At 49.9% G+C, this 26,389-nt stretch carries 23 protein-coding genes; 10 read left to right on the plus strand and 13 right to left on the minus strand.

Annotated elements, in window-relative coordinates; translation table 11 throughout:
- The first annotated feature begins 34 nt into the window (after positions 1-34).
- Both ACYU8Y_RS22960 and ACYU8Y_RS22965 read left to right on the plus strand, forming a co-directional pair.
- Complete coding sequence (locus tag ACYU8Y_RS22960; RefSeq protein WP_460940478.1) at positions 35-1,603, plus strand: NADH-quinone oxidoreductase subunit N; 1,569 nt, start codon at positions 35-37, stop codon at positions 1,601-1,603.
- A gap of 108 nt (positions 1,604-1,711) precedes the next feature.
- Positions 1,712-2,701 (plus strand): bifunctional heptose 7-phosphate kinase/heptose 1-phosphate adenyltransferase, encoded by a 990-nt coding sequence (locus tag ACYU8Y_RS22965; protein ID WP_460941203.1) that lies wholly within the window; start codon positions 1,712-1,714, stop codon positions 2,699-2,701.
- 54 nt (positions 2,702-2,755) lie between these two features.
- Here ACYU8Y_RS22965 and hemE read toward each other — a convergent pair whose 3' ends face one another.
- Positions 2,756-3,790 carry a uroporphyrinogen decarboxylase gene (gene hemE, locus ACYU8Y_RS22970; protein ID WP_460940479.1) on the minus strand — a complete coding sequence of 345 codons (1,035 nt, stop codon included), beginning with the start codon at positions 3,788-3,790 and terminating at the stop codon, positions 2,756-2,758.
- Positions 3,791-3,975: 185 nt separating this feature from the next.
- Between hemE and ACYU8Y_RS22975 the strand changes: the two genes are divergently transcribed.
- On the plus strand, positions 3,976-5,073 hold the full coding sequence (locus tag ACYU8Y_RS22975) for a glycosyltransferase family 4 protein (protein WP_460940480.1): 1,098 nt from the start codon (positions 3,976-3,978) through the stop codon (positions 5,071-5,073).
- Between the two features lie 397 nt (positions 5,074-5,470).
- Here the strand turns inward: ACYU8Y_RS22975 and ACYU8Y_RS22980 are convergent, their stop codons facing one another.
- Positions 5,471-6,337: a tetratricopeptide repeat protein gene (locus ACYU8Y_RS22980; RefSeq protein WP_460940481.1), complete on the minus strand. Its 867-nt coding sequence runs from the start codon at positions 6,335-6,337 to the stop codon at positions 5,471-5,473.
- A gap of 215 nt (positions 6,338-6,552) precedes the next feature.
- On the opposite strand from ACYU8Y_RS22980, the gene ACYU8Y_RS22985 reads away from it, so the two are divergent.
- Positions 6,553-8,385: an ABC transporter ATP-binding protein gene (locus ACYU8Y_RS22985; protein ID WP_460940483.1), complete on the plus strand. Its 1,833-nt coding sequence runs from the start codon at positions 6,553-6,555 to the stop codon at positions 8,383-8,385.
- An 18-nt stretch (positions 8,386-8,403) separates the two neighbouring features.
- Here ACYU8Y_RS22985 and ACYU8Y_RS22990 read toward each other — a convergent pair whose 3' ends face one another.
- The 7 genes from ACYU8Y_RS22990 to ACYU8Y_RS23020 form a co-directional block, all read right to left on the minus strand.
- Positions 8,404-9,297 carry an SAM hydrolase/SAM-dependent halogenase family protein gene (locus tag ACYU8Y_RS22990; RefSeq protein WP_460940484.1) on the minus strand — a complete coding sequence of 298 codons (894 nt, stop codon included), beginning with the start codon at positions 9,295-9,297 and terminating at the stop codon, positions 8,404-8,406.
- A 70-nt stretch (positions 9,298-9,367) separates the two neighbouring features.
- On the minus strand, positions 9,368-10,180 hold the full coding sequence (gene blaOXA / locus ACYU8Y_RS22995; RefSeq protein ID WP_460940486.1) for a class D beta-lactamase: 813 nt from the start codon (positions 10,178-10,180) through the stop codon (positions 9,368-9,370).
- Positions 10,177-10,983, minus strand: a complete 807-nt coding sequence (locus tag ACYU8Y_RS23000) for a bacteriorhodopsin (protein ID WP_460940487.1) — start codon at positions 10,981-10,983, stop codon at positions 10,177-10,179. The genes blaOXA and ACYU8Y_RS23000 overlap by 4 nt, the downstream gene beginning before the upstream one ends.
- A gap of 63 nt (positions 10,984-11,046) precedes the next feature.
- Entirely contained in the window at positions 11,047-11,709 is a 663-nt protein-coding gene (locus ACYU8Y_RS23005; protein WP_460940488.1) for a DUF305 domain-containing protein, read from the minus strand.
- A 121-nt stretch (positions 11,710-11,830) separates the two neighbouring features.
- Positions 11,831-12,958, minus strand: coding sequence for an outer membrane protein assembly factor BamB family protein (locus ACYU8Y_RS23010; protein WP_460940489.1), 1,128 nt, complete (start codon positions 12,956-12,958; stop codon positions 11,831-11,833).
- A 74-nt stretch (positions 12,959-13,032) separates the two neighbouring features.
- Positions 13,033-14,340 (minus strand): UDP-N-acetylglucosamine 1-carboxyvinyltransferase, encoded by a 1,308-nt coding sequence (gene murA, locus ACYU8Y_RS23015; RefSeq protein ID WP_460940490.1) that lies wholly within the window; start codon positions 14,338-14,340, stop codon positions 13,033-13,035.
- An 86-nt stretch (positions 14,341-14,426) separates the two neighbouring features.
- Entirely contained in the window at positions 14,427-15,275 is an 849-nt protein-coding gene (locus tag ACYU8Y_RS23020; protein ID WP_460940491.1) for a DUF4290 domain-containing protein, read from the minus strand.
- Positions 15,276-15,410: 135 nt separating this feature from the next.
- Here ACYU8Y_RS23020 and ACYU8Y_RS23025 point away from each other — a divergent pair, with 135 nt between their 5' ends.
- A complete protein-coding gene (locus tag ACYU8Y_RS23025) occupies positions 15,411-16,814 on the plus strand; it encodes an MATE family efflux transporter (protein WP_460940492.1) in 1,404 nt (467 codons plus the stop codon).
- Positions 16,815-16,819: 5 nt separating this feature from the next.
- On the opposite strand, the gene ACYU8Y_RS23030 is transcribed toward ACYU8Y_RS23025, so the two are convergent.
- From ACYU8Y_RS23030 to ACYU8Y_RS23040, 3 genes are all read right to left on the minus strand, one after another.
- Entirely contained in the window at positions 16,820-17,059 is a 240-nt protein-coding gene (locus tag ACYU8Y_RS23030) for a hypothetical protein (RefSeq protein ID WP_460940493.1), read from the minus strand.
- Positions 17,060-17,187: 128 nt separating this feature from the next.
- On the minus strand, positions 17,188-19,338 hold the full coding sequence (locus tag ACYU8Y_RS23035) for a carboxy terminal-processing peptidase (RefSeq protein WP_460940494.1): 2,151 nt from the start codon (positions 19,336-19,338) through the stop codon (positions 17,188-17,190).
- A 110-nt stretch (positions 19,339-19,448) separates the two neighbouring features.
- On the minus strand, positions 19,449-20,222 hold the full coding sequence (locus tag ACYU8Y_RS23040) for an FKBP-type peptidyl-prolyl cis-trans isomerase (RefSeq protein WP_460940495.1): 774 nt from the start codon (positions 20,220-20,222) through the stop codon (positions 19,449-19,451).
- A 378-nt stretch (positions 20,223-20,600) separates the two neighbouring features.
- Here ACYU8Y_RS23040 and atpA point away from each other — a divergent pair, with 378 nt between their 5' ends.
- The 4 genes from atpA to ACYU8Y_RS23060 all read left to right on the plus strand — a co-directional run bounded on the left by atpA (position 20,601) and on the right by ACYU8Y_RS23060 (position 24,365).
- Positions 20,601-22,175, plus strand: coding sequence for a F0F1 ATP synthase subunit alpha (atpA, locus tag ACYU8Y_RS23045; protein ID WP_460940496.1), 1,575 nt, complete (start codon positions 20,601-20,603; stop codon positions 22,173-22,175).
- A gap of 68 nt (positions 22,176-22,243) precedes the next feature.
- On the plus strand, positions 22,244-23,137 hold the full coding sequence (gene atpG, locus ACYU8Y_RS23050) for an ATP synthase F1 subunit gamma (RefSeq protein ID WP_460940497.1): 894 nt from the start codon (positions 22,244-22,246) through the stop codon (positions 23,135-23,137).
- 262 nt (positions 23,138-23,399) lie between these two features.
- Positions 23,400-23,969 carry a DUF4136 domain-containing protein gene (locus ACYU8Y_RS23055; protein WP_046375685.1) on the plus strand — a complete coding sequence of 190 codons (570 nt, stop codon included), beginning with the start codon at positions 23,400-23,402 and terminating at the stop codon, positions 23,967-23,969.
- Between the two features lie 99 nt (positions 23,970-24,068).
- The gene (locus ACYU8Y_RS23060) at positions 24,069-24,365 is read left to right on the plus strand and encodes a hypothetical protein (protein ID WP_460940498.1); all 297 of its coding nucleotides are present in this window, start codon (positions 24,069-24,071) and stop codon (positions 24,363-24,365) included.
- 425 nt (positions 24,366-24,790) lie between these two features.
- Here the strand turns inward: ACYU8Y_RS23060 and ACYU8Y_RS23065 are convergent, their stop codons facing one another.
- Positions 24,791-25,720, minus strand: a complete 930-nt coding sequence (locus ACYU8Y_RS23065; protein ID WP_460941204.1) for a DUF6607 family protein — start codon at positions 25,718-25,720, stop codon at positions 24,791-24,793.
- A 285-nt stretch (positions 25,721-26,005) separates the two neighbouring features.
- Between ACYU8Y_RS23065 and ACYU8Y_RS23070 the strand changes: the two genes are divergently transcribed.
- Positions 26,006-26,386 (plus strand): hypothetical protein, encoded by a 381-nt coding sequence (locus ACYU8Y_RS23070; protein ID WP_460940499.1) that lies wholly within the window; start codon positions 26,006-26,008, stop codon positions 26,384-26,386.
- The last annotated feature ends 3 nt before the right edge of the window (positions 26,387-26,389 follow it).

Consider the following 26,389-nt stretch of genomic DNA (forward strand, 5'->3'; position numbering starts at 1 on the left):
CATAATTCACCATTCACCATTCATTATTCACGATTTGTCTCTTACCGATCAACTCACCGACATTCTCAGTAGCCTTCGGGGCTTCGGGCCTGAACTATGGCTATCCATCTCATTTTGTCTGCTGCTGATTGCTGAATTGATTTTTGTTCGGGTCATGCCACTGCCGACGGTACGTCGTTATCTGGCTGGGTTGAGTATCATTTTTCTTTTAGTGGCGGGACTTTGGGCGGTGTATCAGTCCACAAGGGGATTCCTGTTCATGAACGTACTGTTCATTGACCAGCAGGCTATTTTTGTACAGGCTATTGTTGCATTAGGGGCTATCCTGGTTATCCTGTATGAGTTTTTATCCTTTCAGCAGGCGGAAACCGGACAAGCGGGCCAGGCTCGCTATAGTCGTGGTTTTGTTCAACGCGCCGGACTGCCGTTCGAGTGGTATCCACTGCTGGTCGCTATGGTGCTGGGGCTGTTTCTGATGACAATGTCGGTCAATATGCTCAGTATTTATCTGAGCATCGAACTGGTTTCTATTTGTTCCTACCTACTTACCGCGCTCACCACCGATCGAAAAGCATCCGAAGGTGGTATCAAATACCTCTTATTTGGGGCCGTAAGTTCAGCCATCATGCTGTATGGTATGTCGTTACTGTACGGGATGACCGGTACACTCGATCTGACAGCGGATGCTTTCGGGGCCGAACTCGCTCATCAGGATGGTTCGGTAGTGGCTGTCGCCATGTTGCTTACGGCGGCTGGGTTGCTGTTCAAGCTGGCCGGAGTACCCTTCCACATATGGACGCCCGATGCGTACGAAGCCGCTCCTGTACCCGTCGCTGCGTTTTTTTCGGTTGGACCAAAGGCGGCTGCCGTGCTGGTACTGATGCGGGTAATAACAGCCCTGCCCGCCGAATCGGGGATGGGTGGCACAACTGCGGCCGTTCTGCAAACGCCGTTGGCCGTGCTGGCATTGGCGGGTATTTTGATCGGTAACCTGTCGGCACTTCGGCAGACGGACGCCAAGCGGCTGCTGGCTTATTCCACCATTGCCCATGCTGGGTTTTTGCTGGTGGGTGTGGTCGCGTTGAACAACGCGGGTTTCGAAGCGGTTTTGTTTTACGTAGGAACCTACCTGTTTATGTCGCTGGCGGCTTTTTTTCTGGTCGATTTGCTGGCGCGTAGCACCGGCGTTCTATCGAACGAACCGCTTACAATTCGCAATTTTGCCGGTCTGGGCCCAAAGCAGCCCCTGTTGGCTATTGCTTTGACGGTGGTGATGCTGGGGCTGACAGGGCTGCCGCCAACGGTGGGGTTCACGGCAAAACTTCTGTCTTTTTCGGCGCTTTACGAAGCTTACCAGCAAACGGGCGATAACTGGCTACTGGCTTTATTTGCAGTAGGCTTATTAAACGCCCTGATTTCATTGGTCTATTATCTGAAGATTCCATTCCTGCTGTTTTTTCGTCCAATGGCTGCTCAAACCGACGCATCGGAGCCCATTGATTTGCCCAAGGCTCTGGTCTGGCTAGCGGTCAGTCTGACATTGCCTGTGGTTCTGTTGTTTTTAAAACCTGATGTGTTACTGTACTTTGTTGATAGACAGTGATTTTCCCGTTTACTCGAAGAGATCCTATCTGTTCGGAAAAGGCGTTCGTGTTTTGTTTATTTGTATTATACCAATCCCGCTGCACCTATGAGTTCTGCTCGCGACCTGATGGTCTTAGATATGTCCCTGGATGAACTGTTCGATCAGTTCGACAAACTTCGTGTGTTGATTATTGGCGACGTCATGCTCGATTCGTACGTCTGGGGACGGGTGGAGCGGATCTCGCCCGAAGCACCCGTCCCCGTAGTAACCGTCGACCGGCGCGAACGGCGCCTGGGGGGGGCTGGCAACGTGTTGCTGAATGTGCAGGCACTGGGGGCCGAAGCCATCATTTGTTCGATTATCGGGACGGATGGGCCAGGCGATCTACTGGAACAGGAGCTTTGTGATCGGGGACTGAATTGCGATGGACTTATTCGGAGCAAATCCCGCATTACTACGATCAAGGAACGTATCATCGCTGGTTCCCAGCAGGTGGTTCGCGTCGATACGGAAACGGATAAATACATTACAACCGACGAGCGCGAGCAACTAATTGCTAAAGCGAAAGAACTTATTCCAAGCTGTCACGTCGTTATTTTTGAAGATTATGACAAAGGCGTTCTGAGTAAAGAAGCCATTACCGAGATCACTAACTTCGCCAATGAACAGCGGGTGCCCACGGTGGTTGACCCTAAGAAGCGCAACTTCCTGTCGTACCAGAATACAACGCTTTTCAAGCCGAATCTGAAAGAACTGCGGGAGGGCTTGAAAGTAGACTTCGATGTTGATAATGCCGAGGAGTTCGAAGCGGTGGTCGACCAGTTAAAGGAAACGCTGAACCTGAAAGGCGCTCTGATAACCTTATCGGAGCGGGGCGCATTTATTGATTATAACAACGAGAAGTTGAAGCTGCCCGCTCATATCCGCAAAATTGCCGATGTGTCAGGTGCGGGCGATACGGTTATCAGCATTGCCGCCTGTTGCGTAGCGCTGAAACAGCCGCCGAGTATCATTGCCGGGCTGTCTAACCTGGGGGGCGGGTTAGTGTGTGAATCCGTTGGCGTCGTGCCTATCGATAAAGCCCAACTGAAACAGGAAGCAAAAGAAAGCTTGTGAGTAGAGTGGTGGTGCGGCCTACCGACATCTGGTCCGACCAGCCGCACCACCGTCCTACATTTCTTTCACCGCGTCGACAAAGCAGCGGGCTTTATCGGGATCGGTATCCGGATAAATTCCGTGGCCGAGATTGGCAATGTAGTGCTGGTGACCAAAGTCGCTGACCATCTGTTTTACTTCGGCCCGAATCTGAGCAAAATCAGCGTACAGTACGCAGGGGTCCAGGTTTCCCTGCAAGACCCGGTCCGGAATCAATTCCCGTGATTCTTTCGGGTCCATATTCCAGTCCAGCCCGACCACATCACAGCTTAACTGACCAATTTCGTGACGGGCGAAGAAGGCCCCTTTGGCAAAAACAGTGACCGGTACCTGACGGTCCGATGCCCCACCGACAAGATCACAAATCTGCTTGATGTAAGGCAGTGAAAACGTTCTGTATTGTTCGGGGGAGAGAATACCCGCCCATGAATCGAAAATCTGGACCAGGTCGACACCCGCCCGTATCTGCGCCTGCAAATAGGCTATCGTGCTATCGGTGATTTGCTGTAGCAGCGCGTGGGCAAAATTGGGGTCGGTGTAGAGCAGTTTCTTGGCAACCGAAAAGGTTTTTGAGCCTTTGCCTTCGGTCATGTAACAGAAAATAGTGAAGGGCGCTCCGGCAAAGCCAATGAGCGGCACCCGATTGTTCAGTTCTTTCTTCGTGAGTTTGATGGCGTCGAGCACATAACCCAGATCACTTTCGGCATCGGCAACGCGCAACCGACTCAGGTCGGCCTGGTTTCGTATCGTCGACGGGAAAACGGGGCCCCGGCTTTCGATCATTTCATAGGGCAGCCCCATCGCTTCGGGTACGACCAGAATGTCGGAGAAAATAATGGCGGCATCCACATCGAACGCATCGACTGGCTGAATGGTCACCTCGGCGGCTAGTTCGGGGGTTTTTGCCAGCGTAATGAAACTCCCGGCCCGCTCCCGAACGGCCCGATATTGTGGAAGCACACGCCCGGCCTGACGCATCATCCAGACCGGCACTCGCTCGGTCAATTCGCCCCGTGCGGTGCGCAGTAATAAGTCATTTTGTAAAGTCATGCGACAAAGATAAGCCCTGAACTATGATTCATGTGTCAGGAGTTTTGTGGAGAATGAGGCTCCGATGATTTTTCTTACCAACGGTTGTGGTATCGCTCCATGTCAGCGTTTTGCCACGACCGTTCTGAATTTATTTGGTGGGGTGCTATCAAAATTTCCCAATTTTGCTAAAATTAGACGATACTATGCCTTCTCTCTTTATCGACGCCGAACGTCTGCGTGACCTGAATAGTGGTTTGGGCCAGGTTTGCCTGCATCTTGGCCACGAACTTGTTCGCCAACGGCCTGGTGGGTGGAATCTGACTTTTCTGGTTCCCAAAGGGCAGTCGGGAGTTTTCGGTGATTCGGTGAGCTATATTGAAGCGTCCTGGTTGCAGAAACTCTGGATTCGGGGGCAGTACACGGTATGGCACTGCTTGCATCAGGATTCCGGGTATTTACCCGGTAAATCGCAGGGGAAATTAATTGTAACGATTCACGACCTGAATTTTCTGGAACGTTCCGATTACTCAGCCAGAAAAAAAGCACGCAAACTGCAGCATAGTCAACGGGTCATTGATCAAGCTACGGGCTTGACGGCTATTTCCCGCTATACAGCATCTGTGCTGAAGGAGCATCTGCACATTCCGGCGGCCATGCCTATACGCGTCATTCACAATGGTGTTGCCGTTGATCCGGCAGCTACGCCAACGAACATTCCGCCGGACTCAGCCCCTGCCGATGCCCCTATCCGTGCGTTTACCCAGGCACCTTTTCTGTTATTCATCGGCGTTATTCATCCCAAAAAGAACGTGCATACGCTGCTTCCGCTGCTCGAAGCTTTTCCCGATTATCGATTGGTTTTAGCGGGACCGGACCGTCATCCGTATGCTCAGCACATTCGCGAGCAAGCCCAGAAACTCGGTATTGCTGACCGTTTATTGTTACCTGGTTCGGTCGATGAAGCGACTAAGTTATGGCTTTACGCCCACTGCGAAGCGTTTTTGTTTCCTTCTCTTACCGAAGGATTTGGCTTACCGGTGGCCGAAGCTATGATGTTCGGCAAGCCGGTATTCATTTCGGACCGGACGAGCTTACCCGAAGTAGGAGGTAAGGAGGCCTATTATTTCGAAAACTTTGAGCCGGAGAACATGGCTAAAGTCCTTCATGATGGCTTGCACGATTTTGGTCAAAATCCGTTGCGCGAAGACAGATTACGTCGTCGGGCTGCCGGATTTAGCTGGCCAACTGCCGCGGGAGAGTATTGGAAATTGTATGAAGAGTTGGCGAAACCAAAACCCTGAGTTAAGCGGCCTTTTGAAGAGGGTTATTTCGATTATTCGTCTACACCTTTCTGATTGCCAGGACAATCGATGTGTAATAAATAAAGCACAAGGTTTCCAGTAAGCTCTCCAATAGGATAATCATCTGGGCTGAGAGTCCAGCGTCATAGTTTGGAAGCAAGTATTTATTTAGTAGCAGTAGTAACATACTCACACTATAAGCGATAATATATACTGGCGAACTTGGTAGTCTAATGGCATAATTTACCTCACGACGATTCTGATAAAAGAATGTACTAGGCAGGGTAGCTTCCAGGGTGATTTTCTACGCAAGCTATGCATGTACTCACGCATATATGCCGGGCATCGACTAGTTTTCGTGCAGATTGTCTATTGCCGAGCCTGAGCTGCGATTTTGTTAACGCTGGGCCTTACGCAGAACACTGCCGATCAGACTACCGACAAAGGTCAGCCCAATGGAGCCATACAGACTGAACGTTTCTACCTCTCGATGGGTACTGAGCGGGTCCGGCCCTACCACTACATAATACCCGATTAGGATTGTTAAGGCCTGTAGAATAGCCACGGCCCACCCTTTTCGAGGTTCCAGAAAGCCGATACCAACGGCCGATGAGGCAGCCCACAGGTAAGGCCAGTGAATAACCGTGCTTAGTTTAATGAGATACAGCAGAATCAGACTCGCCACTACTGTCAGGCCCGCATTGAGCAAAAAGCGCCGGTTTAAAAAGCCTTTCCCCTCGGCCTGGGCGGCCAATGGTTGGTCTTTTCTTGCCTGCTCAAGTTGACTGGCTCTGGCTATATCCTGTTCGGCCTGCTCGGTTTGGTGGAGTTGCTGACGGACCAAACCACGCCAGCGGTACGGCTCGGCCATGTCGCCGTGGGTGTGAAAGATCGCTTTGTCGAAATCCTGAAACGCTGTCGAATAATCCTTTTGCTGGTAGTGAATCTGGCCGCTCTCCAAATGCAGTTCGGCAATGCTGTCGTCGTAGCTTTTGCCCTGATTCAGATCAGCCATAGCCGCCTGCTGGTCGCCCAGTTCCCGGTAAATCCGGGCACGGTACAAGTAGGCTACCGCCGATGTTGGTCGGGTGCTAATGGCATTGTTGAAATAAGTCAGCGATTTGGCAAGCTGCCCTGTTTCGTAGAGTGTGATGCCTTCCTGAAGCTGTTCGGCTTCTTTCTGGGCGTTTGTCCGTTGATCGGCATAATAGCGCAGGTAAATGAGATAACCGACAAAAGCAGACACTAAGATTAATTCAAGCATAAGTCGTTAGTAGGGTACGATTTGTCAAAAAGTGGGCCGTTGACCGTTTCTTTTACAACACCTGTAGGCTGATAACAATCCCTAAAAATGCCTATTTAATGTACCAGACCTTTTCACAAACCATCTATTTCACTAAAGGCGTTTTTCAGGAAGACGAATCATCGTCTTTCAGATCAATTATATAAATCCCGGTTCGGATTACCTTTGCAGGAAGAATGAAAACATACCTCCGATTACTCTCGTTTGCCAAACCGCTGGGTCGCTTCCTGACGCCGTTCGTATTGACGTCGTTGCTGTCCAGTGTCTTTGGTGTGTTAAATTTTACCCTGCTCATACCGCTGCTCAGCATCTTGTTCGATAAGGTCGATGCCACCGAAATGAAGGCGTTCCTGAACCAACCCGCCCCATCCATCGAAACAGGCCCCAGCGACTTCTTCCGGTATTACTTTGCCCAGGTGTTTCAGGAATACGGCAAAGTTGGTGCCCTGCAATTTGTCTGCTTCATCATTATTCTGTCAGTACTGCTCAATAATTTATTTAAATACCTTTCGATCAGGCAGTTGGAGTCGTTTAAGGCGCGCATGGTGGCCAAGCTTCGCGAAGCGGTCTTTAGCCGGACGCTGCACCTTCATCTGGGTTTCTTCTCCAACGAGCGCAAAGGTAACCTCATTTCGCGCACCACAACCGATGTGCAGGAAGTAGAGAACTCGATCGCCAACACACTGTCGGCTGCCTCGAAAGAAGTATTTCTGCTGATTGGGTACATTATCGCGCTGCTGGGTATTTCGGTCAAGCTGACCTTGTTTGCCATTATCGTTATTCCCGTTTCAGGCGGTTTTATTGCTACGCTTGTCCGCCGGATGAAGCGGGACGCGCAGGAAGTTCAACTGCGGTTGAGTGGGCTCGTAAGTTTGCTGGATGAGACGTTTGGCGGAATGCGCGTAGTAAAAGGATTCGTAGCGGAGGGATTCATCCTGGATAAATTTCGGCGCGAAAACGATGGCTACCGGAATGCTATTCGATCGCTGGCCAACCGACGCGAATTAGCCTCTCCCTTTTCGGAGGTGATGGGCGTGGCGGTTGTAACCGGTATTTTGTTTTACGGTGGTTCGCTCGTATTGAGCGGCCAATCCGATTTGACAGCGGCTGCCTTCATTACCTACATCGCTATTTTCTCGCAGGTAACCCGGCCCGCCAAAGACATCTCGAACGCTTTCAGCGGGTCGCAGCGGGGACTGGCCTCGGGCGAGCGCGTGCTGGAATTGATCGATACCATCCCTGCCGTACAGGATAAACCAAATGCGGTTACGCTGACCAGCTTTCAAGATAGAATTTCGGTGCAGCAGGTATCGTTTGCTTACAATGCCGATACCCCCGTTCTGCGCGACATAACATTCGATCTTCAGAAAGGAAAAACCATCGCCCTCGTGGGCTCATCGGGTGGCGGAAAATCGACCATTGCTGATCTGATGCCCCGGTTCTACGACCCCACTGCTGGCCGTATTCTGATCGATGGCGTTGACCTGCGCGACTGCACAATGGCTTCTCTACGAGGGCTTATGGGCATTGTGACCCAGGAAAGTATTCTGTTCAATGATACAATCTTCAACAATATGGCCTTTGGTAGTGCGGCTACAGAAGCCGAGGTAATGGAAGCGGCCCGTATTGCCAATGCCCACGAGTTTATTGTGGCGCAGACCGAGGGTTATCAAACCATCATTGGCGACCGGGGGGGCAAACTATCGGGCGGCCAACGGCAGCGCATCAGTATTGCCCGGGCTATCCTGAAAAATCCGCCGATATTGATTCTCGACGAAGCCACTTCGGCATTGGATACGGAATCTGAAAAACTGGTACAGGAAGCCTTGACACGCCTGATGGCTAACCGGACAACTCTGGTTATTGCGCACCGGCTCAGTACCATTCAACACGCCGACGAGATCCTGGTGGTGAATCAGGGGCGTATTGTGGAGCAGGGTCGCCATGAGGAGCTCCTGACGCTGGACGAAGGCTTCTATCGGCGACTGAGCACCATGCAAAGCGTTTAGCGTGATAGGTTTACTGCATTATTTGCTGACGACGAGCGTCCAGTCTGGCCCGCTCAGCACTTTATATTTCTCAGAAAAATTGCCCTGGTTTACCGCAACGGAGAAATTCAGCAGGCTGTTTACATAGCCAACATCGTCGCCAGTGGGGGCTTCACCGAACGTATTGACCAACGGAACGCGCTTGTCGTAGCGTAGGTCATTTTTGAAAAAGATCTGAATGTGAAGCGTTTCGCCGGGCTTAACACCCAACTGGTCAATCATGACTTTAGGAATATTGCTCCAGACGTTGCCGTACTGAACATCCAGAACCGGGATATTTCCTTTTACCAACCCTTTATCCTGCACTGCTTTTTGATAGGGAAGGCGAACAACTTCGGCTGCTAACGTAGGTCCTACCTGCGCGAATGTAATCGTTTTAGAGGCCAGACGGGCGGCCGTATACGCGTAGACATCGCGTCCGTGAAACGTGTATGATGCGGCTGAATTTTTAAGTCGGTTAATGGCTTCATCGATCTGGCGAATCTCCTGAATGCCGAGATGTTCGGCAACTAGGGTGAGTGTACCATTATCGGGGGTTACAATGTAATGGCCGGTTTTCGTCAGCAGCACAACCGAGCGTCGTTCCGTACCTACGCCGGGGTCGCAGACAGAAACGAACACGGTGCCTTTCGGGTAATAGGGGACCGTTTGATGGAGCCGATAGGCCGCTTCCCAAATGTTGTAGGGAGGAATCTCATGGGTCAGGTCCAGTAGCGTGAGGCCTGGTGATACGCCCACGGCCACCCCTTTCATCGCTGATACGGCTCCGTCTTTCAGGCCAAAGTCAGACTGAAAAACCACAATGCCATTTTGCGCGCTGGCCAGGGGCAGAATAAACAGGACAAAGAGAATCGAGCTGTAAAAAGAACGCATAGGCAAATCGAAATAAGCATTGGTCAGAATGCTGGTGGTGGCAAATAGAAGGATTAAGACCGCTTTGATGTTATAGAATACCCAACTCAGCCAGAATTTTCTCGGTAATTCGTCGACGGCCGGGCACGAACGTATCGGGTACAGGCGTTGGATGTTCAACGTTCGTGGCAAAGAAATAAACATCGTTGCCTTTTTCAACGTATCCTACAAACCAACCGATGTTTGGCCCAGTAACGGTGGTTCCGTCTATGTTGGTCGCCCAACCTGTTTTGCCGTATAATTTGTAGGTTGGCTTCTCGTCCATAAGCATGATTTTTTTCAGCACAGCGCGGTTTCTTTCGGAGAAAGGGACATTACCCTGATAGATACGCTTTAAGAAATCAATTTCTTCTACCTGCGAAATGCGTGATTTTCCCGTTAACCAGAACTGATCGAGGTTGTCCGCGTGAATATCCATGTGCCCATAGTGCGCTTTTTTGACAAACGCGGTCATTCGCTCCAGCCCAATCTGCCGGGCGAGTTCGCGGTAGCAAGGGACGCAGGACACCTGAAAGGCAGATTGAAGAGTATGGTCCTGATTCCAGGCAGCAACGTCCCGTTTGACCCCGTCCCATTTCATGGGTGTGTTTTCATTCTGAAGGATTCCCGTCTCCAGGCCAATCAGTGTATTGGCAATTTTGAATGTCGACGCAGGCAGAAATGTCTGTTGACAGCGCTCGAACCGATAGGCGGTGTACGCATCTTTTTTGAGGTCGTACAGCAAAAATGAACCGGGTAATTTCTCCGCGTCAAAAAAACGGCCCAGGTCAGGTCGGTCAGTTACAGAAGGAGGCTGGTAGGCTGCCAACAGAACCAGAATGGACAGGAAGGCTAACGATTTCATTCGTTTGGTTGGGAAAGACTCGTGTTTGCGAAATAGATGAACAGGCCTATTCCGATTTTGCTGCTAACATCGGCAATCGTATAGGCAATGTGAATCCAGTTGAAGTCGATATCAAAAAATGTCAGAATATAGCCAAGTGGGTAAATAACGCCAAAAATGCCAAGAGAGTAAGCAACCAACCGATACTTGCGTGTCAAAGTGGGCTGGACAGGTCCAGCAAGCTGCCTCCATACTGGGAGTAAAGTGTGTAGAACAACACCGTATCCAAGCAGAGAGATGGCTCCCCATAGTAACTTAGGCCCGATCAAAATTTCATTATCAAAAGCGAGTTGTTGATGGCCAATATAACCAGCCAACGCCATGAAAAAGCTGCCTGCCGCTAATCTGGTTAAGGTCTGTGTCTGAAGGGCTGGCTGAGGCTTGGCGACTAAGGCCACCTGAATCAGTAGCAGCGGAATAGTGATCGCCCAGTCCATGTAGCGGAATTGGCCAATGGCATTGTATGATTCCCGGATGAATACCTGCCTGTCGCCGACAGCAGCTACTGTTACCAATTCAGCCAGCATATCGTGGTAATAGGCCTGAATTCGGTAGTAAGAAAGAGCGGAAATGGCCGCAATGACGGCTGTTAAAAGGGGGACTAATGTAGAGCCTTGTGACGAGGGTATATTTGTGCGTGAAGCCAGTGCGAAGATGAAAGTACCCAGAAAACCATACGTAGCCACGATCAGAAAAAAGTACGTGACTAACGGAAAAACGCCGACGACACCCGCCGTCGGGACAAAAGAATCAGCTATTTCCATAAATGCAGTAGCGTTAATGACCTCAAAACTAACGCTACTGCACTCATGGCGCAATGATAAACCCTATTTAGGTGTCCCAGACATTGCTTTTATCGCTGACATCTGTTGCTTGGACTTGTCGATCATCTGCTGAGCGTATGTCTTCAATGTACCGTTATTACCGTATTGCAGATAAGTTGTCGCCATATCGATTGCATCCTGACGTTGATCGAGGAGCAATGCCGAAAAATTACTATCTACGTTATTGGTCAGCTTGTCACTCGAACCGGTTTGTTGCAGTTTCAGACTCATGGCTTCAATGTTGCGACTTTGCTGCTGTGTAAACGCCTGGTTGGGGCGCGTAGGTTTTAACTGCCGCATAGTTCCATCCAGCAAGGTAACATCGGCCTCAGTGGCTGGAAGCATTGATTTTGCCAGATTTATCAACGCCGTATCCTTGCCGTTTTGGATCTCCTGTTTCAGCAGATCCTGAATACCCTGGGTGTGAAGTTTGGCCTGAAAGGAGTAATCAAAATCTGGATCGCCCGTTGGTACTAATTTTTTTATTTTCGTAACCGTCTGTTGCAAAGGGGTCAAAAACATTGTCTTTGCTGCTGTACTAGCCTGTGTCGAGCTGGTACCGGTTGTAGCGGCACCCGTGGTTGCTTGCGCGCAGGCAACTAACGTACTACCTGAGAACAGAGCTGCCAGCGCCCAAATAGATAAATTAGCTTGGATCGTTTTCATTGAGAGAACTTGTTTTTAGGTGTTAAACTAAGTCTACTATAGCCTAAAGACAAAAAAATGGACGGAAGGTTTAACTAAGTTCTCGGTCCAGTTAGGTTATCTACAAAAAAGCCTTGTAGTTTTAGGGAGTGCTAGATCCGTATATGTTGCCAAAGGTAGTCAGGACGCAGGCCGATGACACATCAATTGCTTGGCTTAGTTGCTTAGACCAAATTACTTCGCCAGTTGAGGCATTTACAGCGTACACCTGCCCTCTAAAGTTGCCTATATACAGGATACCATTGGCCACTGTCGGGCTAGCTGTAATAGGAGAACCCGTCGGTAATCTCCATTTTATTTTTTTCTGAGTTATATCTATAGCATATAGATTGCCTTCACCCATACTAAGATAAGCATAATTAGCATCCAGTTCAGGACCGGACATGGTCCCGATCATAAATGTATCCTGATTCGATACAGTCCATATTGGTTTGCCAGTCCTTTTATCAAACGCCCAAAGTGCTGTGCTAATGTTATTACCGAAGATCGTCGTTTTATTGGCCGCCATATTGCTATTCAGGTCGAAATTAATCGGCTGGCGCCAGATTAGATTACCACTTCCGGCATCAAGGGCATATAAAATATGTAGGCAGTTTATATAGACGGTATCATCCTGAAGGATTGGATTGAATTTTAGGTGGTCTTCAGCTAAAAATTCCCACTTTAACTTACCGCTCGTCGTATCAAGCGCCAGAACTCGGCCACCCAGTGTATTGATATAAACAAGGCTTCCACTTATGCGAGGACTTGATAGTAAAGTCGCTGACAAGCCTTGTTGCTCGGGATATTTGTAGTCCCACTTTTTCTGGCCGGTAGCTGCATCAAGTGCAAAAAGATAGCCATTGTTACAACCTACATATACTATGCCGTTAGCAACTATCGGGCTAGAGTAGACAAAGTCTCCTGTGTTATATGCCCATTTTTGCTTTCCTGTGCTGATATCAATCGCATACAGCTTTTCGCTGCCAATATAGACTACCCCTTTAGCAACGGTTGGGCTACCAAGAATATCACTTTGAGTTTGAAATGTCCAGTTAATTTCACCAGTTTGAGCATCCAGCGCATTAAGTGTCCCGCCCTTATAATCAAAGGCACCTATGAAGACAACCGAATTTTTATCAGGTTCAGGATCACGATGTCGTCGGCATGTAACGAACAATAATGATGCAAAGAGTATAGGAAGAAGACTAAAAAGACAATGCTTGAACATGGTTAGTTATATGCATAAAGTCTCTTTCCAAGCTAATAAAAAGAGACTTTATGATGAAAAAGAAAGGAGTTTAATTACAACCGGATAATCTCAGCACCAATGGCATTGAGTCGTGTATCAATGTTTTGATAGCCCCGGTCAATCTGTTCGATATTATCGATGATACTGGTTCCCTGCGCCGACATGGCTGCAATGAGCAGTGCCACGCCAGCCCGGATATCCGGCGACGACATACGAATACCCTTAAGCGGAATTTGTCGGTTAAGCCCCACAACGGTTGCGCGGTGTGGGTCGCAAAGGATGATTTGAGCGCCCATGTCAATCAACTTATCGACAAAGAAAAGTCGGCTTTCAAACATTTTCTGGTGAATCAGCAGGGTACCTTGTGCCTGAACGGCTGTAACGAGCACAATGCTCAACAGATCAGGAGTAAAGCCTGGCCAGGGAGAATCGGCAACGGTCATCATGCCGCCATCCAGAAAGCTTTCGATTTGATAGCGCTCCTGGGCTGGAATAAAGATATCATCACCCCGAAACTCCATCTGAATACCTAACCGCTTAAACTGGTCGGGAATAATACCCAACTGAGGAATCTGACAGTTCTTGATCGTGATCTCCGACTGGGTCATGGCAGCAAGGCCAATAAACGAACCAATCTCAATCATATCGGGGAGCATTGTATGCTCCGTGCCCGTAAGTTCCGACACGCCTTCGATGGTGAGCAGGTTGGACCCAACGCCGGTGATTTTAGCCCCCATTGCATTGAGCATTTTGCTCAACTGCTGCAGATAAGGCTCACAGGCAGCGTTGTAAATCTGCGTTGTTCCCTCGGCCATGACGGCGGCCATCAGAACGTTGGCCGTGCCTGTTACAGAGGCTTCGTCGAGCAGCATATACGTACCACGCAGATTACTGGCATCTACCTGATAATACCCGCCATCGTTGGCATCGTAGTTGAATTGAGCACCGAGTTTTTCGAAACCCAGAAAGTGGGTATCCAGACGACGGCGGCCAATTTTATCGCCACCAGGCCGGGGAATACGTCCCTTTTTAAACCGGGCAAGCATAGGGCCAAGCAACATGACCGATCCCCGGAGGGCTGCTGCTTTGCGTTTGTAAGTATCCGTTTCGAGGTAGTCGAGGTTAACGTCGCTGGCCTGAAAGCGGTACGAACTTTCGCCGATTTTAGTGACCCATACGCCTAAATCGCCAAGCAGATCTATAAGCTGATTGACATCCCGGATACCCGGAATATTGTGAATAGTAACGGGGTCTTTGGTCAGTAATACGGCACAGAGAATTTGCAGGGCTTCGTTTTTAGCGCCCTGCGGATTTAATTCGCCTTTTAGCTTACGCCCGCCTGTGATTTGAAAAGATGCCATTTAGGAAATAATGAATAATGAGAAAACGAAGACTGGTCAACGAGCCTGTTTGGCAAACGTCATTAACCAGTCTTCACGAAAAAATGCTACCGGCGCCGGCGAGGTGGTCCGTCGTTGCGTGGCCCACCATCGCGTGGTCCGCCATCGCGGTCGTTGCGATTCCGGTTACCAAAATTGCGTTGTGAGCCATCGGTTCGGTTATTTGAGCGGCCCTGCTGGCTATTCCCGCCATCGCGCGGTCCGCCGTCGCGGTTCCGGTTATTGTTGTTGCGAGCCCCGTTGTCGCGCGATCCGCCGTCGCGGTCGTTGCGATTATTTGAGCGGCCCTGTTGCCCGATACTGCCTTCCCGATTCCGGTCGTTTCGGTAATTGCTATTGCCAATTCGCTGGGGCTGATCCCCGGTACGCTCACGGGGGGTGGCTTCAACGAGCCCTTCTTCCCGAATGAGCTTTATGTCGTCGTAAAGCTTTCCGTTGGAGAGTTCAATCAGGCTCTGATAAATGGTTTCGTCTTCAACAGATTCTTTGTTCCATGCCTGATAGAAGGTGCGCATCAACCGTGTCAGATAGGACACAAAGGCACGTCGTTCTTCGGGTTCTTCCAGCGCTACAGCCTTGGCGATGAGTAAATCCACATTTCGTCCGAAATGCTTGAATTTCAGGTGATGTGTATTATAAGGAACCCGTTGTGGTTTTTTGCCCAGCGCTTCTTCCGATGGGGGCGGGTAAGGGCTATCAACATCCAGGGTAAAATTGGACATGATGTACAGGTCGTCCCACAATTTATTGTAGTAGTCCTGACCATCCTTCATGTTCGGATGGATTTGCCGCATCAACTCGATCAGGATATGTGCATACCGAGTTCGGGTTGAGCGATCGTCAATGTTGACCATGTTGTCAACTAACTTTTGGATACTACTGCCGTATTCTTTCAAGGGCTTGCCCGATAGATGATAAAGAAAGCAAAAGTACGAAGGAATGGACCAAGGGGCAAGGGGTATCGAGCATAGGGCCCGGCGACAATGGGTAGCAGGCAAAGGTTGCTACGGGATAAGCGCTACCTTTGCGCCATGTTCCGTGTACAACGACCGTTTTCTGCTTTATTGCTCACTTACCGGGCCGAATTTATAGACACGCTTCGGCTGAGCATTCCGATAATTATTGCTCAGTTAGGCGTTGTCTTGATGGGTGTTACGGATAATCTGTTTGTTGGGCGGCTGCTGGGCGCGTTGCCGCTGGGTGCCGCCGGGCTGGCGACCTCGCTTTCCTTTCTGATGTCGAGTATTGGGGTAGGGGGCTTGTCGGTGGTGGCGGCTCTGGTATCAAAGGCCAATAACCAGGCTGGCGGTCCGGCGGCTGTCAATTGCCTGTTTCGGGCCGGGCTACGCGTAGCTCTGCTACTCAGTATACTGGTTGGCGGCTTGTCGGTACTGCTCGCTTATAACTTTAGTGTGTTTGGACAGACGCCCGAAGTAACCCGACTGGCTCGTGATTTCATGCTTATTCTAAGCGTCTCGTTACTGCCGTTGCTGGTCTTTGTGGCGGCCCGTCAGTTGTGCGATGGACTTCGGTATCCACGGGTTGCGATGGCCATCACCCTGTCGGCGCTCGGAGTCAATGCCTTATTCAACTACCTATTCATTAAAGGAGTCGGGCCGTTTCCTGCACTAGGGCTGATGGGTTCGGCAACAGCGACGCTTCTATCGCGCGTGTTTATGGCCGGTGCGATGCTGGTATATGTGTACCGAACGCCGAACTTTCGGGCTTATCTGAAAAAGGAATTTAACTCGCTGCCCACAACCACTGAAGCCTGGACAATCCTGCGGCTGGGTATTCCGGGCGGGCTAACGTTTTTCTTTGAAGTCGCTACTTTTTCGCTGGCTGTCGTTATTGTTGGCTGGCTGGGCGAAGCGCAGTTGGCGGCTCACCAGATTGCGATCAACATGGCGTCCGTCACGTACATGATGGCAACGGGTATTTCGTCGGCGGCTGCTATCCGGGTCAGTGCCGCCGTGGGTCGATCAAGCCGGGATGGCATTTGGCGGGCCGGTGTCGCGGCTTTTCTGCTGTCAGTCAGTTTTATGAGTGTAACGGCCCTTGTGTTTCTGACCGCCAACGATTGGCTGGTAACGCTTTACATCCGCGATAACCCGCAGGTAATGGCTATTGCAGCCTCGCTGGTTATCATGGCTGGCTTTTTTCAACTCTCCGATGGGATACAAGTGGTCGCTTTGGGCGGCCTGCGGGGTTTGTCAGATGTTAACGTGCCTACATTAATCACCTTATTTTCGTACTGGGTCGTTGCCTTACCATTAAGTTATGTGCTGGCTTTTCCATTCGGTATGGACGCCGTTGGTGTCTGGATTGGCTTACTGGCTGGTTTGAGTATTGCGGCTGTTTTACTGACCTGGCGCTTTTTCCGACGGGCAAAGTTGTTCTCGGGTAATAGTAGCCCGGAACCTCAAATCCGCTGAGTCAGTCAGCGCATTCCCGCCAGCATCTCTTCCCGAGTGGGTCGGTCGGCAGTCAGATCATATAAGATACCGTCGCGGTCGAGGTAATCCATAAAAGGAGTGTAGGCGTCTTTCTCGACCGAAAAGACATACCAGTTCTCGTAGGGTTCATTAAACAACTCGACTTCGGTCAAGGCGGCTCGCTTTTGCAAAGCCTGGTATTGCGCATTGTCGATTGCCGCTTGTTTGATAAGAAAGTACCACATGCCAGGTTTTTCGGAATAATTAACAAGTCAATAGGCATCCGCAGCTATTGCCGTGGATGCCCTATATAAACACAAGAAACGCGCAACGGTTCGCTGCGCGTTTCTTGTATCCGTATGAACTGACCTGATTATTTGTTGACAGCCAAGTGAGCCGCCATGATGTAATCGGCCAGCACTAACCCCGCTTCATTTAGATACAGGTCCTTTTTCTTTTTAGGTGCTGCAGCCGTTGTACTTGCGGCCGGTGTGCCCGTTTCGTCAACGGGGGCCGATGCCTGCGATACTTTATTGGCTGCGGCACGTTTCCGTTCAGCTTCGTCACGCTCTTTCCGGCGCTTCGATTCCTGGAGCGATACAACTGTATTCTCCTTCGCTTTCTTGAAGTCGGCCAGATCCTGCGCCAATTGCTTCAACTCTGGATCAGACTTGAGCCTTTGGTCGAAACGATCACGCAAACGGCTCAGAATTTTGTCGTCCAGACCGCGAGATTGCTCGTACCGAGTGGTGTTGATCTGATCCCAGGGCAATGCGCTAGGTTGCGAGCTTTCACCGTATTCTTCAGCCGAGAAAGCCGATGGCAGCTGAATATCTGGCGTTACGCCTTTGTGCTGCGTGCTGCTGCCGTTGATGCGATAGAACTTCTGGATGGTCATTTTCACCTGACCAACTTTTTCGGGCTCTTTAGGCAACCACTGGTTGAGATCGATGAGCGTTTGCACGGTTCCTTTGCCGAAGGTTTGTCCGCCGACAATGACACCCCGTTTGTAATCCTGAATAGCAGCCGCAAAAATTTCTGAAGCCGAAGCGCTGAACCGGTTTACCAACACAGCCAGTGGGCCATCGTACACAACCGTACCGCCATCTTTATCGGAATACACTTCAGTCTCGCCGGTTGATTCTTTTACCTGCACAACGGGTCCTTTCGGAATAAATATGCCGGTCAGGTCAATAGCTTCGGTCAGCGACCCACCACCGTTGTCGCGAAGGTCAATCACAATACCATCCACTTTCTCGCCTTTCAGCTCTTCGACAAACTTCTTCACGTCGCTCGTCGTGCTGCTGAAGCCTTCTTCCCGTTTACGGGCACCTTCAAAATCACGGTAGAACATGGGGATATTGATGACGCCAATCTTAAACGGCTTGCCATTATCAGTCACCTCAATCACTTCTTTCTTCGCCCGTTGCTCTTCCAGTTTGATTTTCTCGCGCACCAGTCGGATTTCTTTCGGTGGTGCTCCGGCGATCGCGTTGGGCGACAGAACCTGCAGACGAACAACCGTTCCTTTGGGACCTTTGATCAATTTGACCACTTCGTCGACCTGCCAGTTCATGGTATTCACCATGGGGCCATTATCGCCCTGAGCTACTCCCGCGATCTTGTCTTCTTTATTGAGCAATTTACTTTTGAAGGCCGGGCCGCCGGGCAACACATCCGTAATACGAATGTAATCGCCGTCTTCGCGAAGCATGGCTCCGATGCCTTCCAGCGACTGGCTCATTTCCTGATTGAAACGATCGGCGTTGGTCGGCGATAAGTAGTTCGTGTGCGGATCGAGGGCTTCGGCAAACGAGTTCATGTACATTTGAAAGACATCCGCACTCTTCACCCGATTGATGGCTTTATCAAGATTCGTGTACCGTTGGTTCATCAAAGCCACCACCGCACTATCTTTCCGATTGCCAAGGCGTAGTTCCAACTCCTGATTTTTCAGGATTTTGGTCCACAGCTCATTTTGCTCTTCTACCGTTTTAGGCCAGGCGGCTTTTTCCCGGTCTGTGTTGAAGCTCTCGTCGGCTGTGAACGTAAACGGCTTTTTGATTTGCTCCTTGATGAAAGCGCTGCGTTCCTGATACCGTTTCCGATAGACGTTGAACAGATCGTAAGCCGCTGTCAGATCGCCATTAACGAGCGCATCGTCGATCTGATAGCGGTATTTCTCAAACGACGCTACATCCGACGCTAACAGATAGGCTTTATTGCCATCTACTTCTTTCAGGTAATTATCCCAAACGACCGACGACAGTGAGTCGTTGAGCCGTACTTTGCGGTAGTGATAGGTGGTCAGCAACTTCGCCACGAGCGTCTCCACTTTCTCCTGCGAGATTGTGGGCTGGAGATCACCAGCGGCTGTTGTCGAAGTTGGCGACGATAGCGCACTACCATGCGTTGCGTTAACGGAATTACCGGCCGCATCCACGCCGGGCGCTCCATTCGATGGTGAATCCGGCTGAAAGCTCAGCATCAGCACGGGTACTAGGGTTACCAGATACTTTTTCATCTATACTACCCAGGTTAATTGGGAATAACTGAGTGATAGAATGAGTGAATACTCTCCGACCACATATTCGCGCGCCAGCTATTCACTCATTCTATCACTCAGTCATTCACTCATTGTTTAACAATATCAAGCAACTCCACGTCGAAGACTAATGTTGAACCGGGTTTTATATCGGCTCCGGCACCGCGGTCTCCGTACGCTAACTCTGAGGGAATGTACAGTTTCCATTTTGAGCCAACAGGCATCAATTGTAAGGCCTCTGTCCATCCTTTAATCACTTCATTTACGCCAAACTCGGCGGGCGTACCGCGCTCCACTGAACTGTCGAATACTTTACCATCGAGTAAACGGCCGGTATAGTGTACTTTTACCCGATCCGTAGCTGTCGGTTTAGCACCGGTTCCTTCTTTTTCAACCGAGTATTGCAAACCACTGGCGGTAGTAACTACCCCAGCCTTCGCTTTGTTCTCTGTTAGAAAAGCGGTTCCGATTTTTTTGTTTTCAGCTGATGCCTTCATGCCTTCCGCATTCCGAACAGCCATTTGTTTCTGCTGAAATCCATTCATCACCTGCATTGCCTGCTCCTGAGTCAGCTTTACTGACTGACCGCTCAACGCATCTTCCAGACCACGAACGAGTAAGGCGTTATTAAGGTCATTTATTCCCTGTTGCTTCAGGCTCTGCGCCATAAACAACCCAATACTATAACTGACAGAGTCTTTCGTAGAGGCCAGTGCCGATGCCGCTGTGGCTGGTTTGGCGGCCGTAGCTGACTTAGCAGGTGTAGCCTTCTTTGCGGTTGGTTTCTTTACTTGGGCAGTCGCGCTACCGGCGACAAAAACGGCTGACGCCATACTGGCCAGCATCCATTTGTTGAACTTCATGCGAAAACGAAACGGGGGTATAATATGAAGGAAACGTAATACCCTATTTAAACGTGAATAAGTAGGATAAAAGTTTAGATAGGGTTCGGTTTAATGAAAAAGAGTATGCAGGTAACCTGGTCAAAAGACTGCGTTCTGAAAAGGAGTACACAAATAAAAGTAGTAGAAAAGATTGGCAGATGATCGATTTGGCTACTTTAAATACTGTTAAATCGGATGAACGGTTGACTGGCTTTGGCCAATGGTTGAATTTAAGTTGACGGGTTATCGGAAAAGTCTAACATTCAGCAGTTGTTTCTGTATTTTATCTCGTTTTTATCAGTTTTTAATCATACCTTTGCGGCCGAAAAAACAACATCAAATTCTCATTATACACATATGGAATCCGTAAGACCCGACGAGATATCAGCCATCCTTCGCCAGCAACTGGCCGGAACACAAACCGAGGCTGAACTCGAAGAAGTCGGTACGGTGCTGCAAATCGGTGACGGCGTAGCGCGTATCTACGGCCTCTCGAAAGTGCAGGCCGGCGAATTGCTGTCTTTCGACAATGGACTTCAGGCAATGGCTCTGAACCTGGAAGAAGATAACGTCGGAGCAGTTTTGCTCGGCGATTACTCAGAAATCAAGGAAGGTGATACCGTTAAGCGTACAGATCAGATTGCCTACGTAAACGTTGGCGATGGTATTCTGGGCCGCGTGGTAAACACCCTCGGCTTGCCGATTGATGGGCTGGGTCCTATTCAGGGTGAATTGTATCAAATGCCACTGGAGCGTAAAGCACCGGGCGTAATTTTCCGCCAGCCAGTGACCGAACCGCTACAGACAGGCATCAAGGCTATCGACGCTATGATTCCCATCGGTCGTGGTCAGCGGGAATTAATCATTGGTGACCGCCAGACCGGTAAAACGGCGGTGGCTATCGACACCATCATTAACCAGAAAGAATTCTACGACAAAGGACAGCCTGTGTTCTGTATCTACGTTGCCTGCGGTCAGAAAGCATCGACCGTGAAGCAAGTCGAACAAACACTGCGTCGGGCTGGAGCCATGGATTACACCGTAATCGTTTCGGCCAACGCATCGGATCCATCGCCGATGCAGTTCTTCGCACCGTTTACGGGTGCCGCTATCGGCGAGTTCTTCCGCGATACGGGCCGTCCGGCGCTGGTGGTCTATGACGATCTGTCGAAACAGGCGGTTGCTTATCGCGAAGTGTCTCTGCTGCTGCGTCGCCCACCAGGACGGGAAGCGTATCCAGGAGACGTATTCTACCTGCACAGCCGTTTGCTAGAGCGGGCTGCCAAGGTTAACTCCAATGACGATATCGCCAAAACCATGAACGACCTGCCCCCAAGTCTGAAAGACCGGGTAAAAGGTGGTGGTTCATTGACCGCGCTGCCAATTATTGAAACGCAGGCTGGTGACGTATCGGCTTATATTCCAACAAACGTAATTTCTATTACGGATGGTCAGATCTTCCTGGAGTCGAACTTGTTCAACTCTGGTATCCGTCCGGCCATCAACGTAGGTATTTCGGTATCGCGGGTAGGGGGTAATGCCCAGATCAAGTCGATGAAGAAAGTAGCCGGTACGCTGAAACTCGATCAGGCGCAGTTCCGCGAGCTGGAAGCATTTGCGAAATTCGGTTCTGACCTTGATGCGTCGACCAAACTGACCATCGAACGGGGTCGCCGGAACCAGGAGATGCTGAAACAGCCTCAGTACTCACCAGTACCCGTTGAGCAGCAGGTAGCCATTATCTACGCATCGACCAACGGTCTGCTCGACAGAGTGCCCGTTAATAAAGTGAAGCAGTTCGAGAGCGAGTTCGGTATGATCTTGAGTGCGCAATACCCCAATGTCCTGAACGATTTGCGGGCTGGGAAATTGACCGACGAAGCGACGGCTGCGTTGAAGAAAGTAGCGGCTGATCTGTCGGCAAATTATTAATATGGTTTTGAGTTTACGGTTTATGGTTAGCTAATCATAAATCGTAAACCGTAAGCCGAATACCACACATGGCATCACTAAAAGAAGTACGCGCTCGGATTTCGTCCATTAACTCGACTCAGCAAATTACCAAAGCCATGAAGATGGTGGCGGCTGCCAAGCTGCGTCGTGCGCAGGATAACATTACGCAATTACGACCTTACGCTCAGAAACTGAGCCAGATGCTCGGAACGGTTTCAGCCGGAGCAGAAACCGCATCGGAGAACCCATACAAACAGGCTCGTCCTATTGAGCGCGTTCTGTTGATTGTGGTGACCTCAGATCGTGGTTTGTGCGGTGCCTTCAACACAAACGTGGTGAAAGGCGCGTTGACTGTCATGGATGAGAAATATTCGGCTCAGGCTCGTTCAGGTAATGTAGAGATTATGGCCATTGGCAAGAAGGGCGCTGAAGCGTTCCAACGCCGGGGCTTTAAAGTCAATACGGCACATGTCGATGCTTTTTCCTCGCTGAGCTTTGCTACCGTTCGGACGGCCGCGGAAGAAGCGATGGAAGGCTTTGCCAACGGTCGTTACGATGTTGTTGAAGTCATCTACAACGAGTTCAAGAATGCCGCCATGCAGATTGTGCGAACGGAGCAAATGCTGCCTATCGTTTCCGCTGAAACGCCGGGAGCCTCAGGCACACCAGCCGCTGCGGTCAACTACATTTTTGAGCCTTCCGAAGTAGAAATTATTACGGAGCTGATTCCTAAAACGATTAAAATTCAGTTGTACAAAGCCGTTCTGGACTCTAACGCATCGGAGCATGGTGCCCGGATGACAGCTATGGACAAAGCAACTGAAAACGCGGGTGAACTCTTAAAAGAACTGCGCCTGGTGTACAACCGGACGCGTCAGGCAGCCATCACAACCGAGATCCTCGAAATTGTGGGTGGTGCCGAAGCGTTGGCCAGCGCCTAATCCTGTCTGATTACTGAATAATAAACGAAGCCACTGTCCTAACGGATGGTGGCTTCGTTTATTACGGATTAACTGTCTGTTAAAATTACTTAACTCATCTTAACTTGTTAGTTATCAACAGATTGTGTGCTGCACTGATTTAGTAAATGGTCCTGTGGATTCGAACGAATAGAGGTTGTTTTTAGTTATTTTGATAGGATATACGAACCGCTTTTTTTCAACGTTTACTAATCGGTTTGATACCATCTAACGATTCAAAAAAATGAAAATTAACCGCATAATCACCAGTTTGTTAGTCGCCGGCACGCTGGCGTCCTGCGCTCCGGCCATTACGGTCAAATACGACTACGACCCTAAAGTAAACGTTCGGCAGTTTGCCACTTATCGTATCGAAGCTGACCGCCAACGTAACGCTGACCCTATCGTAGGCAGTAACCTGAACCAACGCCGGATTGCTGATGCCCTCGATCAATCGCTCAAGGCTCGGGGTTACAAACCAGTAACCCAGGGTGAAGCCGACTTAGTTGTTCGGTTCTTTATGGATTCGAAGGACAAGCAGCAAATTCAATCCAACAACATGTACTCGCCGTATTCATGGTGGTATGGTGGCATGGGCAACAACGTTTACTCGCGTCAGTACGAAGAAAACCGCGTTGTTGTGAACGTGTCCGATGCTCGTACCAACGATATCATCTGGCAGGGTTGGGCCACGGGACAACTGAACAACCGCAACAAAGAGCGAGATCGTGATCAGGCTTTCCGCGAAACGATCACCAGTATCATGAAGAACTTTCCGGAAAGTGCCGGGCAGGATTACGGCGCTGCCCGCTGATTAAGTAACTAATCGAGTTAAAAAACCTGCTACCCAACGGTTGGCAGGTTTTTTTATGGTTACTGCTTTTCGTTAATTTGTATCTTTTCCCACCGTGTCATGCCTGCTGTAAGCCGAGGAGTAGTTTATTCGCTCCTGGCAGTAGTTGTTGTACTACTGTTAGGCATCGCGGCATTAGTTATGGTAGCATCGCAGCGAAACCAGCGTCTGGCAGATGCCACTATTGATTTCCAACGAAATCTGAGTCAGAAAGAGGGAAAAATAAAGGATCTTCAGCAACGGCTCGAAAACTGTGATACCGTCCGCGCAGTTATCCCCGATGATTCGGGTTGGGGGCCTATCAAGGCAGACACTACATCTGAGGATAGTCAGACTATTTCACCGCATTCATTTTAAACGTTATTTGGGCCAGAATACGCCAACGTTCTTTTAACGGACCGGGCCTTTAGCGCTCTACCAGAACCAGCCGCTGGGTGCTTCGTGTCATGGCCGCCAGAGAATAGGGACATCGGCTGCCCAAAACTTCTCGATGGCAGGGCAACAGCGGCAATGTCGCATAGCGTAGGATGAGCTGATAGCGTTCGTCTTTCGGTCAGCACAGCGGCAATGTCGAACGTAGTGGCATCGGTATAAAAACACCCCACCGACTGGTACCCCGGCGATCAATACGTTGTGATGAACGTCCAAACTGGTGGCCACCCATAGACACCGGGAGGACCGTATCAGGGTACCAATAAAAGCCATATCGTACTACGACGACTGAATACACCGGCGGGTAACTGGTTCTGAACCAAGGCCCCGTCTGTGCGCTTGTTGAGCGTTTACTTCAAGTATTTTTCGATTGCTTGCTGAATCAACTGTCGACTCGATGCCGAGTTGTATGTCGTTTTTTGCGTCGTGATAGCCAATTCGTCGAGTTCATACCCCAGCGTCTGGCCCTTTACCTGACCTCTTATGGCTACCACTTCCCGTTTGGCCAATACTTCCTCCCAAACCGACCGAACGTCGGCCCAATACGCCCGGTGCCTGGTCCAGAAGTCTTTGGCGGCTTTGCATTTAGCGTCGTCTGTGCGCCGATAGGTGTTCAGTCCCTTTTCCGAAGCCAGCAACTGATCGCCTGCTTCCGATCGGATAATCTTATCATTGTCCTGCTCGTGAACGTAGCCGTCCGTCCGGATTTCGTGGTGATTCGTTCGGCGCATTACATTGTAATCGGTACGTTTGGTGTATTCGCGCCGGGGTAGGGGTGCATCGACGGTACTTTCCCAATAGGTGCGCCCATCGGCATGAATCCAGGTTGCCGACCCTTCGTAGCGGGGGCTGTCATCTACTTCAAACACTTTCTGAGTCCACTGGCCTCTTACCTGAGCAGGAGTCAGTTTTACGCGTTTCCAGGAAGCATTCCGGTCGAACTTGAGGAGGCTCGTGTTCTGAAACGCCCAGTCTTCACGCCAGTGCTTAATGACCATAGTGTCATTCACTACCAATAAATGCTGAATAACAAGCTTAGTTGGCCTGTTTGTCGGGCCCGCTTCTTCATCCACAAAAACAAGTTCTGTGCCTTTTGCGGTGTAGCGGTCTTTAAAGGTATATGTCTTATCGGGTGAGAATGTTTCGGCATACAGGAAAGTGATATCGTGGCACCCGCATTGACCTTTTATGGCTGCTATATCTTCTGACTTTGGAGCCGTTTGTGCGCAGAGGGGACTAATGGCTAACAGAAAAGCTAGTATAAATAACGGCTGACGTATAACGAGAGTACTTTAGATGGCAAAGGTCTATTTGACAAAATTATAATTATTTAGAATTTGTCCAAATTATTTTTCTGATTGTTTGGACAAATTCTAAATAGACTTTACGTTTGTGGTACAAACCAGTTCGGCAGGATGCTGCGTATACGACAACGGGTTACACGGACTTGGTGCACAAACTAAATGAATCAGATCACGTAGGGTATACGACGCTGCGATGGGCCTGGAAATCGAGATTGACTATAAAACTAAGTAGCTATCAGTTATTTAAATCACCTAAGATCTATGTGTAAGAATTGCCAGTGCCTCCTTTTATCTGATTCTGTCAATGGTCGCATTACACTACATGACGACTCAACCGTCAGTGAGACAGGCCCAACGGCTACACCGTCGCAAAGCCTGTATAACATTGCGCTAGAGTTTAACAATATCACGCAATGGCTCTGCTATGATGACTTTCTGGCGCTCGAATGGAACGTGCGGAGTATCGATACCTCCGCCTACTTCGAGGCACATCCGTACGAAGAACGGATTCATCTGAGTACGCCGTCCCGTTTCCTCCGATTCAGTTTCCGGCTGCATGAACTCATTGAACTGCGGAAGATGCTGAGTCGTGCAGTGGCACGCCTGCACTGGATTGAGGTACTGCGCAATGCTCAGAACTAAGCC

This window comes from Spirosoma humi, from assembly GCF_054776575.1.

Excerpts from the sequence above, each read along its gene's own strand:
- ACYU8Y_RS22965 (WP_460941203.1), top strand. The coding sequence starts at position 1,712 with ATGGTCTTAGATATGTCCCTGGATGAACTGTTCGATCAGTTCGACAAA.
- hemE (WP_460940479.1), bottom strand. The coding sequence starts at position 3,790 with ATGACTTTACAAAATGACTTATTACTGCGCACCGCACGGGGCGAATTG.
- ACYU8Y_RS22975 (WP_460940480.1), top strand. The coding sequence starts at position 3,976 with ATGCCTTCTCTCTTTATCGACGCCGAACGTCTGCGTGACCTGAATAGT.
- ACYU8Y_RS22980 (WP_460940481.1), bottom strand. The coding sequence starts at position 6,337 with ATGCTTGAATTAATCTTAGTGTCTGCTTTTGTCGGTTATCTCATTTAC.
- ACYU8Y_RS22985 (WP_460940483.1), top strand. The coding sequence starts at position 6,553 with ATGAAAACATACCTCCGATTACTCTCGTTTGCCAAACCGCTGGGTCGC.
- ACYU8Y_RS22990 (WP_460940484.1), bottom strand. The coding sequence starts at position 9,297 with ATGCGTTCTTTTTACAGCTCGATTCTCTTTGTCCTGTTTATTCTGCCC.
- blaOXA (WP_460940486.1), bottom strand. The coding sequence starts at position 10,180 with ATGAAATCGTTAGCCTTCCTGTCCATTCTGGTTCTGTTGGCAGCCTAC.
- ACYU8Y_RS23000 (WP_460940487.1), bottom strand. The coding sequence starts at position 10,983 with ATGGAAATAGCTGATTCTTTTGTCCCGACGGCGGGTGTCGTCGGCGTT.
- ACYU8Y_RS23005 (WP_460940488.1), bottom strand. The coding sequence starts at position 11,709 with ATGAAAACGATCCAAGCTAATTTATCTATTTGGGCGCTGGCAGCTCTG.
- ACYU8Y_RS23010 (WP_460940489.1), bottom strand. The coding sequence starts at position 12,958 with ATGTTCAAGCATTGTCTTTTTAGTCTTCTTCCTATACTCTTTGCATCA.
- murA (WP_460940490.1), bottom strand. The coding sequence starts at position 14,340 with ATGGCATCTTTTCAAATCACAGGCGGGCGTAAGCTAAAAGGCGAATTA.
- ACYU8Y_RS23025 (WP_460940492.1), top strand. The coding sequence starts at position 15,411 with ATGTTCCGTGTACAACGACCGTTTTCTGCTTTATTGCTCACTTACCGG.
- ACYU8Y_RS23030 (WP_460940493.1), bottom strand. The coding sequence starts at position 17,059 with ATGTGGTACTTTCTTATCAAACAAGCGGCAATCGACAATGCGCAATAC.
- ACYU8Y_RS23035 (WP_460940494.1), bottom strand. The coding sequence starts at position 19,338 with ATGAAAAAGTATCTGGTAACCCTAGTACCCGTGCTGATGCTGAGCTTT.
- ACYU8Y_RS23040 (WP_460940495.1), bottom strand. The coding sequence starts at position 20,222 with ATGAAGTTCAACAAATGGATGCTGGCCAGTATGGCGTCAGCCGTTTTT.
- atpA (WP_460940496.1), top strand. The coding sequence starts at position 20,601 with ATGGAATCCGTAAGACCCGACGAGATATCAGCCATCCTTCGCCAGCAA.
- atpG (WP_460940497.1), top strand. The coding sequence starts at position 22,244 with ATGGCATCACTAAAAGAAGTACGCGCTCGGATTTCGTCCATTAACTCG.
- ACYU8Y_RS23055 (WP_046375685.1), top strand. The coding sequence starts at position 23,400 with ATGAAAATTAACCGCATAATCACCAGTTTGTTAGTCGCCGGCACGCTG.
- ACYU8Y_RS23060 (WP_460940498.1), top strand. The coding sequence starts at position 24,069 with ATGCCTGCTGTAAGCCGAGGAGTAGTTTATTCGCTCCTGGCAGTAGTT.
- ACYU8Y_RS23070 (WP_460940499.1), top strand. The coding sequence starts at position 26,006 with ATGTGTAAGAATTGCCAGTGCCTCCTTTTATCTGATTCTGTCAATGGT.